Below are 15,560 nucleotides of genomic sequence, written 5' to 3'. Positions count from 1 at the left end.
TTGCCGATGCTGACCGGACATTACGAAACGCCGCTGGTAGTGCTGTCGATCCTCGTCGCGATCGTCGCCTCCTATGCGGCGCTCAGCCTGGCGGGCCGCGTGAGCGAATCGCACGGCCGCGCCGTCGCCGCCTGGATCGTGGGCGGCGCCATCGCCATGGGCTCCGGCATCTGGGCCATGCACTTCGTCGGCATGCTGGCGTTCCGCCTGCCGATCCCGATCGCCTTCGACCTCCCGCTGACCCTGGTCTCGCTGCTGCTGCCGATCGCCGCTTCCTGCCTGGCGCTGTGGCAGGTCAGCCGCGCGGAGCTGGGAACGACACGCCTGGCCGTCAGCGCGGTCCTGATGGGGATCGGCATCGCCGCCATGCACTACACCGGCATGGCGGCGATGCGCATGGAGCCGGGCATCGTCTACGACCCGTGGCTGTTCGCGCTGTCGGTCGCGATCGCCATCGCGGCGTCGGGCCTGGCGCTGTGGATCGCCTTCCGCCTGCGCCACAACGTGCCCCATGTGTGGCTGGCGCGCCTGGGCGCGGCGGTGGTGATGGGCGCGGCCATCGCCGGCATGCACTATACCGGCATGGCCGCCGCCAATTTCCCGCAGGACAGCGTGTGCATGGCGGCCGTGCGCGACGGCGTCAACCACGGCGGGCTGGCGACGCTGGTCGTGATCGCCACCTTCGGCGTGCTCGGCTTCGCCCTGCTGGCCTCCCTGTTCAATGCGCGCCTGGAAGCGAATGCGCGGGTGCTGGAGATCTCGCAAGCCACCGCCGCCGAACGCCAGGACCTGCTCATGCGCGAGCGCGCGGCGCGCGACGAGGCCGAGCGCCTGAGCGCCCTGAAGGACGAGTTCCTGGCTACCCTCTCGCACGAGCTGCGCACCCCGCTCAACGCCATCCTCGGCTGGGCCAGCATGCTCCAGCGCGGCACCAAGGACGAGGCGACGCTCAGGCGCGGCCTGGAGACCATCGAGCGCAACGCCCGCGCCCAGACCCAGCTGATCGACGACCTGCTCGACATGAGCCGCATCATCTCGGGCACGCTGCGCCTGGACGTGCAGCTGGTCGAGCCGGACAAGGTCGTCGAGGCAGCGCTCGGCACCGTGCATCCGGCGGCGGTGGCCAAGAAGATCGATTTGCGCGTCGACCTCGAACGCGGGGAATCGATGGTGCTGGGCGACCCCGGCCGGCTGCAGCAGGTGATGTGGAACCTGTTGTCGAACGCGGTCAAGTTCACCCCGGGCGGCGGCACGGTGCAGGTGATGCTGGGCCGCGACGGCGGCGACGTCGTGATCCGCGTGGCCGATTCGGGGATCGGCATCGAGCCCGAGTTCCTGCCGCATGTGTTCGACCGCTTCCGCCAGCAGGACGCCTCGATCACGCGCCGGCACGGCGGCCTCGGGCTGGGCCTGTCGATCGCGCGCCAGCTGGTCGAGCTGCATGGCGGCACCATCGGCGTGTCGAGTCCCGGTCCGCAGGCCGGCACCACCTTCACCCTGCGCCTGCCGCTGGCCGAGCCGCAAGCGGCGACGCTGCCGCCGTCCGAGCACGCGGTGTCCGACGCCGCCGCCAGGCTGGGGCAGGGCGCGCTGGCCGGCGTCAAGGTGCTGCTGGTGGACGATGCGCCCGACACCCTCGACGTGCTGCAGCAGATCCTGGCGCACAGCGGCGCCATCATCATGGCCGCGCCGAATGCCGGCATGGCCCTTGCGCTGCTGGAGCGCGAGCGGCCGGACGTGATCGTCAGCGACATCGGCATGCCCGAGGTCGACGGCTTCGAGCTGATCCGCCGCATCCGGCGCCGCTCGGCCGGCGCCGGCGGAGCCATCCCGGCCATCGCCCTGACCGCCTTCACGCGCCAGGACGACCGCAACCGGGCGATGCAGGCGGGCTTCAACGACTACCTCGCCAAGCCGGTCGAACCGGGTTCGCTGGTGAGCCACATCGCGCATGCGGTGGGCCAGCGCGGCGAGGAGGCCGCGGTGTAGCTTACTGCTGCAGGTCGATCCGCCCGTACAGGCCGTGCGCTTCGTCGCCGGGGCCGGCCGTGAAGAACAGCGTGTTGGTCGGCTGGTTGTTCACGCCGTTGCCGAAGGCGATGCCCCACAGGCCGTCGATGACGATCGGCGTGCGGTCGGCCTTCATGAGGGTGCCGGCAAACGCGCCGGTGTCGGCGTTGTAGGCGTTGATTTTTCCATCGCCAAAATTCGCCACCAGCAGCAGGTTGCTGGCGCCGCCGAAATTGGCCGGCGCCATCGCCAGGCCCCAGGGCGCATTCAGTGCGCCGCCGGTGACCAGGCGCCGGACCAGGGCGCCGCCGGCATCGAACACGTCGACGATGCCAAGCCCCGATCCCTTGGTCTCGTCGATGCTGCCGGCGGTGCGCTGGGCGTAGGCGACGTAGATGCGGCCGCCGATGGCCTGGATGCCGAAGGGCGCGTAGCCGGCCGGCAGGTTGGGATCGGTGAAGCCGCCGCCGGGCAGCGTCACCCTGTTCCAGTTGGCGTCGTAGACGTCGACCCGGTTATTCCGGAAATCGGCTGCATACAGGTAGTTGGCGCCGGAGAAGCTGGCGATCGCCAGGCCTTTGTAGACCGCGCCGCCGGCGCCGGTATCGACGGCCAGGATCGCGTTGGTGCGGTTGACCGTCGGCGACCAGCCCGACAGCGTGCCGTTCTCGGAGGCGAAGATGAAGGCGCTGGCGCCGGTGACGCCGTTCTGGGTCACCTGGAAGCTGGCGCTGCCGTTGAACACGATGCCGGTCGGGTTGGACGCGCTCGAGCTGCTCGGCGGAATCGCGACCACCAGGCTCTGCGGAACGCCGTTCCCGTCATACAGGGTCGAGGTCGAGCTGCCGTTGTTCGCCACCCAGACGAAGCCGGTCGGGTTGAACGCGATACCCCAGGCGTTGATGAGTTTCCCGTCGACATGCTCCGCGCCGGCGCCATCCGACACCAGGGAACGCATGAGGAAATTGCTGGCGATGGTGGGCGTGACGGGCGGTGGCTGCATCTGCATGTTGTTGTCGCCGCTGCTGCCGCCGCCACCGCCGCAGGAAACGAGGGCGGCGGCCAGGGCGGCGCCGAACAGGCCTGCCCGGAGGCAGGCGGTCACGCGGGAATGAATGCTCATGATGTGCTCCTGTCAGGAAATCGAAGGAAGGGCATCCGGTTAATGCCGTCCTCGCCAGGGAAGGTTCAACGAGTTCGATCAGAACCGGATGCCGGCGCTGCCGGTCAGCGCGCGGGCGCGGGGCGGTCCGCCATGTTCGGCGCGCAGCAGCGCCTGCCAGCCGACTTGCACGGTGCAGTCGCCGAAGGTGGAGGCCAGGCCGATGCGCAGGTCGGTCCGGTCGCGCGGGCCGGCGTAGGCGCCGAAGGTGTGCAGCACGCCCGCATGGAAGGTCAGCCTGAGCCGGTCGTCGAGGGGATGGAAGGCGTTCAGGTCGAGGTAGGCGGTGCGCTCCTCGCCGTAGTAGGCGGGCGACAGGAACAGGCGGACGCTGGCCCGGTCGAGCGCCAGGCCGGCATGGAATTCGGTGTAGTCGTAGCCGCGGTCGCGCAGGAAGGCGGTGCGGCTGATGCCGGCGTCCCAGGACAGGCCGGACGCCAGCCTGCCGGCGCGGCCGCCGTAGAAGATCAGCTGGGCCTGGCTGCGCTCGCCCAGGGTCGCCGGCGAGGCGAAGCCGCCCGCGTACCAGCCGTCTTCGATGTCATGGTCGATGCGCAATTGCACGGCCGGATGGCCGGCGCTGAGCGAGATGCCGCGCACCGCGTACTCGGACACCAGTTGCAGGTTGCCGCTGGTCTGTGCGCATACAGGAAGCATTGCGCAGGCAAGAAAAAGGCAGGCGGCGGCGTGCGCATGCGCTAGCGGGAAGCATCGGCGGTCACGGCGGCGGTCGTTGGACATTGGCAAGCGCAGGTTCCGGCGGCGCGCGCAATGGTCGCGCATGCGTCTATGCTACCAGCTTGCTCCTGTTCCCGGCCGGGATCGTGCGCGACCAGGGCCGTGCGCGGCGCCGCCGCGAAGGCGCGCCGCACCAGGGCAGGCGGGGCACCCGGCCGCAGCTCGAGCACCAGCGCCGCCAGCCCGGCCACATGGGCGGCCGCGTACGACGATCCGGACACCAGGCCCCAGCGTCCGCCGGGCAGCGTGGCCGGCACGTCGGCGCCGGGAGCCAGCCAGGCTGCGGCCGGCAGCGGATGCCGGCTGCCCGTCGGGGCCACCGCGATCACGCCGCGCTGCGATGCGGGAAAGCCGCCGTCGGGCCGCCGCGGGTCGACCGCGGCGACGACGGCCACGTCGCGCGCCAGGGCCGCCTCGATCAGGGTCTGCAGCAGGCGGTCGGACGGCCCGCCCAGGCTCAGGTTGATGATCCGCGCACCGTTGACCAGCGCGAAATGCAAGGCCTTGCCCAGCGTAAAACTGTTGCACTGGGTTTCCTGGCGCGCGCTTTCCCAGCAGGCGCGCAGGGCCATCAGCTGGGCCTGCGGGGCGACGCCGGCGATGCCGATGCCGTTGCCGGCGCGCGCGGCGATGATGCCGGCCACCGCGGTGCCATGCGCTTCGGCGGCATCGGGCAGGGCGTCGACGAAGTTCTGGCGCAGCAGGATCTGCCCGGCCAGGTCCGGATGGGCGCCGTCGACGCCGCTGTCCACCACCGCCACCGTCACCTTGCGCCCGGTGCTGACGCGGTGCAACTCGGCCAGGTGCCAGGAGCGCGCGGCCGGCTGCACGGCATACAGCGGGTCGCCGCCGCGTGCCGCGCTCTCTTCCAGCCCGTGGTAGCGGTTGACCGGCTGGGCCCAAGCCACGCGCGGATCGCGGCCGAGGGCGTCCAGCACGCGCTCGAGCGGGGCGTTGCCCGGCTCTTCCATCACGAAGCAGTCGATGCCGATCGCCGGCATCGGCCAGTCGTCCACCACCTTGAGGCCATAGGCGTCCGCCAGTTCCCTGGCCTGGCGGCGGCGCGCGGCGCGGGTGCCGTCGTCGGCGTAGCCGCCGCCGTAGCTGCTGTCGGGCCGGAAGTGCTGGGGCGGCATGCGCAGCATCACCAGCAGCTGGCGCGAGGCCTGCGCATCGCTGTCCTGCACGCCGTTCTGCGCGCCGCCGGGCAGGGCGCAGCAGGCCAGGACCAGCGCCAGCAGGGCGGACAGCAGGCGTTTCAAGGCCGTTCTCCGGCGCCGAGCGGTTCGGCCAGCACGACGGCGGGCTCGGCGCGCAGCCTGCGCAAGGCGGCCGCCGGGTCGTCGCCGTTCAACAGATAGGCATCGGCATCGGTCGGGCCGCCTGCCATACGGGCACCGCTGGCGCGCACGATGCGGCGCAGCTCGCGCTCCGGCGTGTCCGGGCGGAACACGACCACGATGCCGGACTGCACCGCCGCCGTAGCGCCGAGCCCGCGATAGGCCGGCTCATCGCCCGGATCCGCGCCCGGACGCAGCAGCAGGACCGCCAGCACCGCGATCACGGCGGCTTGCGCGGCCACCGCGCGGCGCAGCCAGCTGCGGTCGTTGGCGGCGAGGCGCTCGCGCCAGCGCGCCGGGGCGGCGGCCGGCGCCGCCGATGGCGCTGGCGCCGCATCGAGGCGCGGCAGCATGCGCGCCCAGGCGCGCTCGGGGTCGCAGTCGGGCGCCGGGCCCGGGCCGGCGGCGCGCAGCGCCTGCAGCAGGTCGAGGTCGTCGCGGCAGCGCGTGCAGGCGCGCAGGTGCGCGCGCAGCCTGTCGCGCTCGCTAACGTCGAGGGTGCCGTTGGCCAGCCAGGGCAGGGATTCCTGGGCGGCCCGGTGCTCGGAGGAAAAGAGTTCGTCGGGGCTCATATCCGGCCCTCCAGTTGCCGTCCCAGCTGCGAGGCAAGACGGCGGCGCGCGTGGAACAGCCGGGTTTTGACTGTGTTGATTGGGCATTCCATGATGTCTGCGATCTCTGCGTAACTCATGTCGTGATAGAAGGTCAGCTGGAAGGCCGCGCGCTGCTCCAGCGGCAGCGCGGCCAGCGCGGTATCCAGCGCATGGCCGAGGCGCAGCTGCTCGAAGCGCCATTCCGGCTGGCAGTCCGCCGTGCTTTCGAGGCTGTCCGGGAAAGCGTCCAGCGGTTCGTCGAGTCCGTGCAGCGCCTTGCAGGCCTTGCGGAACGCGATCGCGAACACCCAGGTCGAGAGCTTGCAGCTGCCGTCGAAGGTCGCGGCGCGCTGCCACACGACCAGCATGGTGTCGTTGACGATCTCCTCGATCGTGGTCGCGCTGCGCGTCATGCGGTGCAGGAAGCGCGTCAGGCGTGGAAAGTAGGTGCGGTACAGGATTTCGAAGGCATGGCGGTCCCCGGCCGCAATCCGGCCAACCAGGTCCGCCTCGCTATCGGACCGTTTATCCGCCTGCTGGTCCACGCATTCGTTCTCCGCTGTTTTCGGTGAATACCCGGGCGCCGCATGAAGGTTCAATCGCATTGTTGCACGGAAGGGCGCGCGCCGCCCGGCTTGGCGCCGATCAAATACTTTGGGAAACAGACGCGCACACTGGCCGATGTTGCTTCAACTTAATGTCGTCACATCAAAGAGGTCAACATGGTCAAACTCTCCGGCAGCATCCCGGCCCCGATGGCCGGCGTCCAATCCCTCGGCCCGGTACCGGCCGACGAACGGTTCCAGATCACCATGGTGCTGCGGCGCCGCGCCGGCCTGCCGGAGCACGCGCTGCAGGCCGAGCGCGCGCGGCGCCGCTACCTGACGCGCGAAGAATACGCGGCCAGCTACGGCGCCAGCGAGGAAGACCTGGACGCGGTCGCCGACTTCGCGCGCAAGGCCGGCCTGGCCGTGGTCGAGCGCAGGCCGGCCGCGCGCAGCATCGTCCTGTCCGGCACCGCGGCCCAGGTCGGCGCCGCGTTCCAGACCACCATCGAACGGGTCGAGCATGCGTCCGGGATCTCGCGGCGCCGCACCGCCCCCGTGCACCTGCCGCCCGAGCTGGGCGGGATCGTCGAAGGCGTGTTCGGCATCGAGGACACGCCGATCGCCCGGCCGCACTACCGCCTGTCGACGCCGCCGATGCAGGCCGCCGGGGAGAGCGCCGCGGCGGCGGCCTTCACCCCGCCCGACATCGCCCGGCTGTACGATTTCCCGCAGGGCCTGGACGGCAGCGGCCAGTGCATCGCCATCATCGAACTGGGCGGCGGCTACCGCACGTCGGACCTGAACGCCTACTTCCGCAGCCTGGACCTGGCCACGCCGAAGGTGACCGCGGTGTCGGTGGACGGCGGCAAGAACAGTCCCTCGCTGCCGTGGAGCGCGGATGCGGAGGTCATGCTCGACATCGAGATCGCCGGCGCGGTGGCGCCGGGCGCCTCGATCGCGGTCTACTTCGCGCCGAACAGCGAACAGGGCTTCGTCGATGCGATCGCCGCCGCCGTCCACGACAGCGTCAACAAGCCGTCGGTGATCTCGGTCAGCTGGGGCGCGCCGGAGAGCGAGTGGTCGGAGCAGGGGCTGCAGGCGATGGACCAGGCGTTCCAGGCCGCCGCGGCGCTCGGCGTCACGGTATGCTGCGCCGCCGGCGACGCCGGCTCCGGCGACCAGAACCCGCAGAACGGTACGCCGGACGGCCTGGCGCATGCCGACTTCCCGGCCTCGAGCCCGTACGTGCTGGCCTGCGGCGGTACCCGCCTCACCGCCAGCGGCGGCAGCATCGCCAGCGAGACCGTGTGGAACGACGACCCGCACACCAGCGCCACCGGCGGCGGCGTCAGCGACGTGTTCGACCTGCCGGCCTGGCAGGACGCGGCGGGCGTGCCGCGGTCAAGCAACACGGGCGGGCGCATCGGACGCGGCCTGCCCGACGTGGCCGGCAATGCCTCGCCGGCGACCGGCTACCGGGTGCGGGTCGACTTCCTCACCTTCGTGGTCGGCGGCACCAGCGCGGTTTCGCCGCTGTGGGCGGGCCTGGTGGCGCGCTTCAACCAGCGCCTGGAGACGCCCGTCGGCTGGCTGAATCCGCAGCTGTACGGGCCGGTGGCCGGCAGCGGCGCGTTCCGCGACATCAGCTCCGGGAACAACGGCGCGTATGCGGCGGGAACGGGCTGGGATGCCTGCACCGGCTGGGGCGCGCCGGTCGGCAGCAGGCTGCTGGCGGCGCTCGGCGGCTGAAGCGCTCCTGCGCGTCGCGGCTTTACCCACAGTTGCGTGCGCAGGCGAACGGAGCAAGCCGTCGCCTGCGTCCATGATGGCGTCATGGACTTCAAGGACTCCGACAAGCCATCGCCGGAAGCCTCGGCCTGGCTGTCGAAGCTCGGCCCGGGCCTGATCACCGGTGCGGCGGACGATGACCCGAGCGGCATCGCCACTTACTCCCAGGCTGGCGCCCAGTTCGGCTTCAACCTGCTGTGGACGCTGCTGCTCACGTATCCGCTGATGGTGGCGATCCAGGTCATCAGCGCGCACATCGGCCGGGTCACCGGGCGCGGGCTGGCCACCAACCTGCAGCGCTTCGCGCCGCGCCAGCTGGTGTGGCTGATCGTCGGCCTGCTGCTCATCGCGAACGTCATCAACATCGCGGCCGACATCGCGGCGATGGGCGACGCGATGGTGCTGGTCGCTCCCGGCAAGGCCCATTACTACGCGGTGGCGTTCGGCGTGCTGTCGGTGCTGCTGCAGGTGTTCGTCCCTTACCAGCGCTACGTCAACATCCTGAAATGGCTGACGCTGGTGCTGCTGGCCTATGTCGCCACCGTGTTCGTGGTGCGGGTGCCGTGGCCCGAGGTGCTGCGCTCGCTGGTCTGGCCGCAGCCGCAGTGGCACAAGGAATACCTGACCACCATCGTCGCCGTGTTCGGCACGACCATCAGTCCCTACCTGTTCTTCTGGCAGGCCTCGCAGGAAGTGGAGGAGCTGCGCGCCGACGCCGACGCCCAACCGCTGCGGCGCGCGCCCGAGCAGGTCAAGGAGCAGTTCCGGCGTATCCGCTTCGACACCCTGGTCGGCATGGCGGTCTCGAACCTGGTGGCCTTCTTCATCATGCTGACCACCGCCGCGACCCTGCATGCGCACGGCGTCGACGACCTGCAGTCCTCGGCCCAGGCGGCGTCGGCGCTCAAGCCGATCGCCGGCGAAATGGCCTTCATGCTGTTTGCGGCGGGGATCGTCGGCACCGGCCTGCTGGCCATTCCGGTACTGGCCGGTTCGGCCGCCTACGCGATGGCCGGCACCTTCCACTGGAAGAGCAGCCTGGATGACAAGTTCTCGGCGGCGCGCAAGTTCTACGCCATCATCATCGTCGCGACCCTGGCCGGGATCGGCATCAACTTCGTGCCGCTCGACCCGATCAAGGCGCTGTACTGGAGCGCGGTACTGAACGGCGTGATCGCGGTGCCGGTCATGGTGATCATGATGGCGGTGGCGTCGAGCCCGAAGATCATGGGAACCCTGAAGATCTCCGGGCGGCTGCGCGCGCTGGGCTGGCTGTGCACCGCGGTGATGGCGGTCGCGGTGCTGGGGATGTTCGGCGCCTCGCTGGCCGGCTGACCGGGCGGCCGATCACTGGAAGGTGGTTTCGCGCTCCGGCGTGGCGCTGATGCGGTGGATCGACAGGTCGGCGCCGTCGAATTCCTGCTCGGCGTCGAGGCGCAGGCCGACGGTTGCCTTCAGCAGGCCGTAGACGATCCAGCTGCCCGCACCGGCGATGACGATGCCGAGCAGGGTGCCGAGCAGCTGCGAGGCGAGCGATACGCCGCCCAGGCCGCCCAGCGCGCGGCTGCCGAAGATGCCGGCCGCGATGCCGCCCCAGGCGCCGCACAGGCCGTGCAGCGGCCACACGCCCAGCACGTCGTCGATCTTCCAGCGGTTCTGCGCCAGCGTGAACAGCGCCACGAAGATGGCGCCGGCGATCGCGCCCGTCACCAGGGCGCCGAGCGGATGCATCAGGTCCGAACCGGCGCACACCGCCACCAGGCCGGCCAGCGGGCCGTTGTAGACGAAGCCCGGATCGTTGCGGCCCATGATGAAGGCGACCAGCGTGCCGCCGGTCAGCGCCATCAGGGAATTCACCGCCACCAGGCCGTTCATCTTGTCGAGCGTCTGCGCGCTCATCACGTTGAAGCCGAACCAGCCCACGGTCAGGACCCACGCGCCCAGCGCCAGGAAGGGGATGTTCGACGGCGGATGGGCGGAGATGCGGCCATCCCTGGTGTAGCGGCCGCGGCGCGCGCCCAGCAGCAGCACCGCCGGCAGCGCGGCCCAGCCGCCCACGGCGTGCACCACCACCGAACCGGCGAAGTCGTGGAACGGCGCGCCGAAGGTGAACTGCAGCCAGTCCTGGAAGCCGAAGCGATTGTTCCAGGCGATCCCTTCGAACAAAGGATAGACCAGGCCGACCAGCACGGCGGTGGCCGCCATCTGCGGATGGAACTTGGCGCGTTCGGCGATGCCGCCCGAGATGATCGCCGGGATCGCCGCGGCGAAGGTCAGCAGGAAGAAGAACTTCACGAGTTCGTAGCCGTTCTTCGCCACCAGCGTGCCGGTACTGCCGAAGAAGTTGACGCCATACGCGATCATGTAGCCGACGAAGAAGTACGCGATGGTCGAGACGGCGAAGTCGATCAGGATCTTGACCAGGGCGTTGACCTGGTTTTTCCGGCGCACCGTTCCCAGTTCCAGAAAGGCGAAACCGGCGTGCATCGCCAGGATCATGATCCCGCCGAGCAGGATGAAGAGTGCGTCGGCCCCGGTTTTATAGGCATCCATGCGTGTCTGTTCCCAAAAAGTGCAAAGGTTTGCTAATGCACTTCTTGATAGCAATAAGCGTTCCAATTTGGGGCGCGCTATGCATCGTCTTTACGCGGGGCCGACGGATTGCCCCGTTTTCGAGCAACAGCACCGGAATGGTGCGTTCGTGCGCCAAAATGAACGGCGCGGGTTCGGCGTTCAGGCCTTGACCAGCGCCTTCGCCGCCGTCGTCACCTGGTCGCGCAGCCACTTGTGCTCGGGCGACTGGTGCACGCGCTGGTGCCAGAGTTGATAGAAACGCATCGGTGGAAACTTGATCGGCACCGTGAAACTCTTCAGCGGCAGCGTCTTTTCGTAGAAGCGGATGAACTGGCGGCCGGTGGTCAGCACCAGGTCGGTCTGGGTCAGCATGTAGGGGATCAGGCCGAAGTAGGGCGACTCGACCGCCACCTTGCGCTGCATTCCCGCGCGCTCGAGGAAGGCATCGATCACGCCGTGGTAGCCGGGCAGCGTCGGCGAGGGCGCCACGTGCGGCAGGCCGAGGTAGTCCGCGAGCGTCATCGCGTCGCTGGCCGTGCGGCGCGCGTAGGCGCTGTCGGCGCGCATGGTGCAGATGATCGGGTCTTCGAACAGCTTCGAGATGTGCAGGTGCGCGGGCGGTTCGTCCCAGTTGGCGATCACCAGGTCCATCTCGCCGTCCGACAGCATGCGCAGGTAGTCCGTGCCCGGCCCCAGGTGGTGGATGGCCACCTTGCTGTTGGGCGCGCCGCGGCGGATGCTGGCGACCACGTTCGGCAGGAACTGGGTGTCGAGGTAGTCGGGCGCGGCGATGTGGAAGGTGCGCGCGGCCTGCTCGGGCACGAAGGGCGTCTTCCTGACGAACAGGTTCTCGGTCTCGTCCAGGATGCGCCGGGCGGGTTCGAGCAGGCTCTCGCCGTGCTGGGTCGGCACCATGCCGCGCGCGCCGCGCACCAGCAGCGGATCGCCGGTCAGTTCGCGGAGTTTACGCAGCGAGGCCGAGATCGAGGGCTGGGGCTGGTTCAGCTTGAGCGCCACGCGCGAGACGTTCTTTTCCTGCAGCAGCAGGTAGAGGATGCGGATCAGGTGCAGGTCGAGGTGCTGGGGCAGGCTGGACATCGGAAGCTCGGGAAAAAACGCGTATATGCGCTCGCTTATGTCGAATATACGGTATTTTTCATATTGAATAAATGGAAACCGGTTTATCTTTGCTCATTGCGCACTTCAGATGCTTCCGATCACGATAAGGATGTTCATGGACTACCTGCTTCCGTATGCCCTCGAATGGATGAATATGCTGGTGCGCTGGCTGCACGTCATCACCGGCATCGCCTGGATCGGCGCCTCCTTTTATTTCGTCTGGCTCGATAACTCCCTGAGGCCGCCGGCGCCCGGCAGCGAACTGGCGAACAAGGGCGTGGCCGGCGAACTGTGGGCCGTGCATGGCGGCGGCTTCTACAACCCGCAGAAATACCTGGTGGCGCCGGCCGAGCTGCCGAAGGAGTTGCACTGGTTCAAATGGGAAGCGTATTCGACCTGGCTGTCGGGTTTCGCCCTGTTGACCATCGTGTATTACTTCAATGCCCAGGCCATGATGGTCGACCGCGGCGTGGCCGCGCTCTCGAGCTGGCAGGCGGTCGGCATCGGCCTGGGCAGCCTGGTGGCGGGCTGGATCGTCTACGACCTGCTGTGCCGCTCGAAGCTGGGCAAGCACGACCTGGCCTTCGGCGCCGTGATCTTCGCTTTTCTTTCCGGGGCGGCCTGGGTGCTGACCCATACCCTGGGCGGGCGCGCGGCCTACATCCACGTCGGCGCGATGATCGGCACCATCATGGTCGCCAACGTGGCGATGGTGATCATTCCCGGCCAGCGCAGGATGGTGAATGCGATGATCGCCGGCCAGACGCCCGACCCCGTCTACGGCATCCGCGGCAAGCAGCGCAGCGTGCACAACAACTACTTCACGCTGCCGGTGCTGTTCATCATGATCAGCAACCACTTCGCCATGACCTGGCGCCACGCGCATGCCTGGGCGGTGCTGGCCGCGATCATGCTGGCCGGCGTCTTCATCCGCCACTTCTTCAACCTGCGCCACAAGGGCCGCGTCGAATGGCGCTATCCGGCCGTGGGCGTGCTGTTGCTGCTGGCGGTGGCGGTGGCGATCGCGCCGGCGCCGCCGGCCGCCGCTCCGGCTGCGAACGCCAACGCGGGCGCCCAGTTCGCGGCGGTGCAGGGCATCATCCGGCAGCGCTGCGTGTCCTGCCATGCGGCCCATCCGACGCAGGCCGGCTTCGCCAGCGCGCCGGCCGGCGTGATGCTGGACGACCCGCACGGCATCTCGCAGAACGCCGCCCGCATCTACCAGCAGGCGGTGCAGCTGAAGGCCATGCCGCTGGCGAACATGACCAACATGACGGATGCCGAGCGGGCCCAGGTCGCGGCCTGGTTCGAGTCCGGCGCCCGGACGCAATGAGCGGCGCTATTTTTGCGGGCCGCGCGGCACGATCGCGAACTGCGGCGAGCCGCCGTAGTCCGGCTTGACGCTGCGCGCCATGAATTTGCGCCATGCCTCCTGGCCGGCCTTGCCGCCGGCATCGGCCGCATACGCCAGCGCCGGCTGCAGGTTTGCCGGATAGCCGGTGGCGCTGGAGGCGTAACCCGTCATCTCCCCCGGCTTCGCCTTGATCGCCTGCGCCAGCTCGGCGCTGTCGCAGGGCAGCGCCGACACCGCGGGCGAATGGCTGGCTTTGTAGGCCTGCGCCATGGTCGTGTAGATCGGCGAGGTCGCGGTGTCGCGCACGGTCAGTTCGTACACCGTCGCACCGGTCCAGCAGGCGCCCGGCGCCGTCATGCGCAGGATCGGGAACCTGATCTTCCAGGCCAGCAGGCGCGCGGCGCCTTCGGTGCCGAGGTCGACCAGATGGCCGATCGCGGCGGTGAAGAAGTCGTCCTGCCACGGCGCCATCGCGGTGCCATTCTTGTAGGGAAAGGCGTAGCCGATCGAGATGAAGCCCAGCTGGTTGGCGTCGCGGTTGTCGGTGTAGGTGGCGTTGTACCAGTCCATGTTGTTCTTCAGGATGCGCCTGAAGTGCGACTTCAACGGATCGTCGTCGGGCACGATGTAGGCCGCCTCGCCGAGCGTGCGCAAGCCCCAGGCCTGGCCGCGCACCTGCTCCGGATTGAGCAGGCCCTTGATGTTCTGGCGGTAGGCGGGGTTGGAATTGAAGACGTCGTACATCGCCCAGAATTCCAGCTCTTCGAGGTAGTAGAAGTCGCCGGTCACCAGGTAGGGTAAATAGGCGAAGGAGGGCTGGTGCGAGATGTCGTGGACGTAGGGCGTCTTGCACGCGTCCTTGGGACAGGGCGGGAAGGCTTCCGACTTGCGGGTCCTGGGATTGACCGTATCGCTGAGCTGGCCGACGATGGTCATGTAGGGAAAGTCGAGCAGGCTGACCGGCCGCCCGGTCGCGCGGTTGCGGTAGTGCATCGACCAGCTGCCGGCCAGGTCGGCGGTGCCGAGCGTGGCCTCCTTTGCCCGCCTGTCCATGCTGAGCAGGTAGAGTGCCGCCCAGCCGGGCAGCAGGCCGATGTCGTCGCGTCCGCCGGTGGTCGGCATGGCGGCCATCGCCAGGCCGATGCCCATCGGTTCCGTCTTCGGCCCGTTCCACGCGGCCTGCAGGTCGGCCAGCGCGCGGCCGGAGGCGTGCACCGAGCGGTCGTAGTTCGGCAGCGCGCGCGAGGCGATCAGGTAGGCGCTGTCGTGGCGGACGTGCACCGCCGGGACCTCGCCCCACCAGAAGGTCTTGCGCCAGCGCGCCTGGTTGAAGTGGACCAGGCCGGGCTTGGCATACGCCTCCTGGCCGCCGACCAGCACGCGGGCATCGTAGGTCTCGTTGCGCGGCGCCTGCTGGAAGGCCCAGGCGTTTTCCAGCGTGACGTCGACCCGCGCCTTGCCCAGCGCGCGGTACCAGCGCACGGCAAAGCGCGCGCTCAGGCGCGGATGTTCGGCGCCCTTGTCGTTCCTGAGCGGGGCCGAGACCAGCCATTCCGTCACCAGCGGCCCGTCCAGCCAGACGGCGGGTTTCTGGCGCAGCAGTTTGTCGGCCGACGCGGTCCAGGCCTGGCCGTCGATGACGGCGCTGGCCGAAGCCGTGAAGCCGGCGTCGAGCAGGGCTTGCGCCGACGTGGGCGCAGCGGCTTTCGCGGCGCCGGCCTTGCCCTTCACCAGCGCCATGGCCTGCGCACCGCCCTTGCCGCCGGGCGGCAGCAGCGCGCTGATGACGGCATGGCGCACGGAGCCGTCCGCGTGCGTGGCCTTGACGTCGACCTGCAGCGGCACCGTGCGTCCATCGGGCAGGCGGCCGAGCAGCGTGTCCGAGCGTTTCAGGTCGCCCTGCGCGAACACCTGGCCGAAGGTGACGGGCAGCGCGGCCTTGCCCTCGGCGCCCCTGGCCTCGATGACCACGCCCGTGATGCCGTCGCCCCAGTCCGGCGCGGGCTCGGCGCGCGCGGGCGCCGGTTCGGCCGCTTCGGCCTGGGCGTGCGATTGCGCCGGGGCGGCTTTCGCGGTCTTCGGCGCCTTTGCCGGCGGCGCCTCGGGGGCGGGTCTTGCCGCCGTCTCCGCCGCAGCGGCAGGAGCCGCCGGAGCGCCCGGCGTCGCCGGCGCGCTGCCATAGCGCGACTGCAGCACCTTGTCCGCATCGAGCTGTCCGGCCTCGGGCAGGCTCTGGGCCAGCGCGGCGGCCGGCAGCAGGATCAGGGGAAGAAGGGATGGCAACAGGCGTTTGGCAGGCATGGCGGAATCGAAGGCAGAATTGAAAAGGGCGCC

12 protein-coding genes are annotated in these 15,560 nt (G+C 69.6%); 4 read left to right on the top strand and 8 right to left on the bottom strand.

All coding sequences use genetic code 11. The features are described from left to right. Positions 1–6 precede the first annotated feature (6 nt). On the top strand, positions 7–1,989 hold the full coding sequence (locus AC3A6M_RS06375; RefSeq protein WP_487851889.1) for an MHYT domain-containing protein: 1,983 nt from the start codon (positions 7–9) through the stop codon (positions 1,987–1,989). Between the two features lies 1 nt (position 1,990). Here AC3A6M_RS06375 and AC3A6M_RS06370 read toward each other — a convergent pair whose 3' ends face one another. The 5 genes from AC3A6M_RS06370 to AC3A6M_RS06350 all read right to left on the bottom strand — a co-directional run bounded on the left by AC3A6M_RS06370 (position 1,991) and on the right by AC3A6M_RS06350 (position 6,388). Beyond that, complete coding sequence (locus AC3A6M_RS06370) at positions 1,991–3,133, bottom strand: TIGR03118 family protein (RefSeq protein ID WP_487851888.1); 1,143 nt, start codon at positions 3,131–3,133, stop codon at positions 1,991–1,993. A 78-nt stretch (positions 3,134–3,211) separates the two neighbouring features. After that, complete coding sequence (locus tag AC3A6M_RS06365) at positions 3,212–3,913, bottom strand: TorF family putative porin (RefSeq protein WP_487851887.1); 702 nt, start codon at positions 3,911–3,913, stop codon at positions 3,212–3,214. Then, positions 3,871–5,172 (bottom strand): S8 family peptidase, encoded by a 1,302-nt coding sequence (locus AC3A6M_RS06360; RefSeq protein WP_487851886.1) that lies wholly within the window; start codon positions 5,170–5,172, stop codon positions 3,871–3,873. Before AC3A6M_RS06360 ends, AC3A6M_RS06365 begins: the two co-directional genes overlap by 43 nt. Beyond that, entirely contained in the window at positions 5,169–5,822 is a 654-nt protein-coding gene (locus AC3A6M_RS06355) for a zf-HC2 domain-containing protein (protein ID WP_487851885.1), read from the bottom strand. Before AC3A6M_RS06355 ends, AC3A6M_RS06360 begins: the two co-directional genes overlap by 4 nt. Next, a complete protein-coding gene (locus AC3A6M_RS06350) occupies positions 5,819–6,388 on the bottom strand; it encodes an RNA polymerase sigma factor (RefSeq protein WP_487851884.1) in 570 nt (189 codons plus the stop codon). Before AC3A6M_RS06350 ends, AC3A6M_RS06355 begins: the two co-directional genes overlap by 4 nt. 177 nt (positions 6,389–6,565) lie before the next feature. Here AC3A6M_RS06350 and AC3A6M_RS06345 point away from each other — a divergent pair, with 177 nt between their 5' ends. Both AC3A6M_RS06345 and AC3A6M_RS06340 read left to right on the top strand, forming a co-directional pair. After that, positions 6,566–8,140: a S53 family peptidase gene (locus AC3A6M_RS06345; protein ID WP_487851883.1), complete on the top strand. Its 1,575-nt coding sequence runs from the start codon at positions 6,566–6,568 to the stop codon at positions 8,138–8,140. An 84-nt stretch (positions 8,141–8,224) separates the two neighbouring features. After that, on the top strand, positions 8,225–9,514 hold the full coding sequence (locus AC3A6M_RS06340) for an Nramp family divalent metal transporter (protein ID WP_487851882.1): 1,290 nt from the start codon (positions 8,225–8,227) through the stop codon (positions 9,512–9,514). A 12-nt stretch (positions 9,515–9,526) separates the two neighbouring features. On the opposite strand, the gene AC3A6M_RS06335 is transcribed toward AC3A6M_RS06340, so the two are convergent. After that, positions 9,527–10,732, bottom strand: a complete 1,206-nt coding sequence (locus AC3A6M_RS06335; RefSeq protein WP_487851881.1) for an ammonium transporter — start codon at positions 10,730–10,732, stop codon at positions 9,527–9,529. Positions 10,733–10,912: 180 nt separating this feature from the next. Next, on the bottom strand, positions 10,913–11,851 hold the full coding sequence (locus AC3A6M_RS06330; protein WP_487851880.1) for a LysR substrate-binding domain-containing protein: 939 nt from the start codon (positions 11,849–11,851) through the stop codon (positions 10,913–10,915). Between the two features lie 136 nt (positions 11,852–11,987). On the opposite strand from AC3A6M_RS06330, the gene AC3A6M_RS06325 reads away from it, so the two are divergent. Beyond that, positions 11,988–13,205, top strand: a complete 1,218-nt coding sequence (locus tag AC3A6M_RS06325; RefSeq protein ID WP_487851879.1) for a urate hydroxylase PuuD — start codon at positions 11,988–11,990, stop codon at positions 13,203–13,205. 6 nt (positions 13,206–13,211) lie between these two features. Here the strand turns inward: AC3A6M_RS06325 and AC3A6M_RS06320 are convergent, their stop codons facing one another. After that, complete coding sequence (locus AC3A6M_RS06320) at positions 13,212–15,527, bottom strand: RIFT barrel domain-containing protein (protein WP_487851878.1); 2,316 nt, start codon at positions 15,525–15,527, stop codon at positions 13,212–13,214. Positions 15,528–15,560 lie beyond the last annotated feature (33 nt).

The sequence above is a fragment of the Telluria sp. Soil_C_11 genome (genome assembly GCF_057657395.1).
This window is presented reverse-complemented; position numbering and strand designations above follow the sequence as displayed.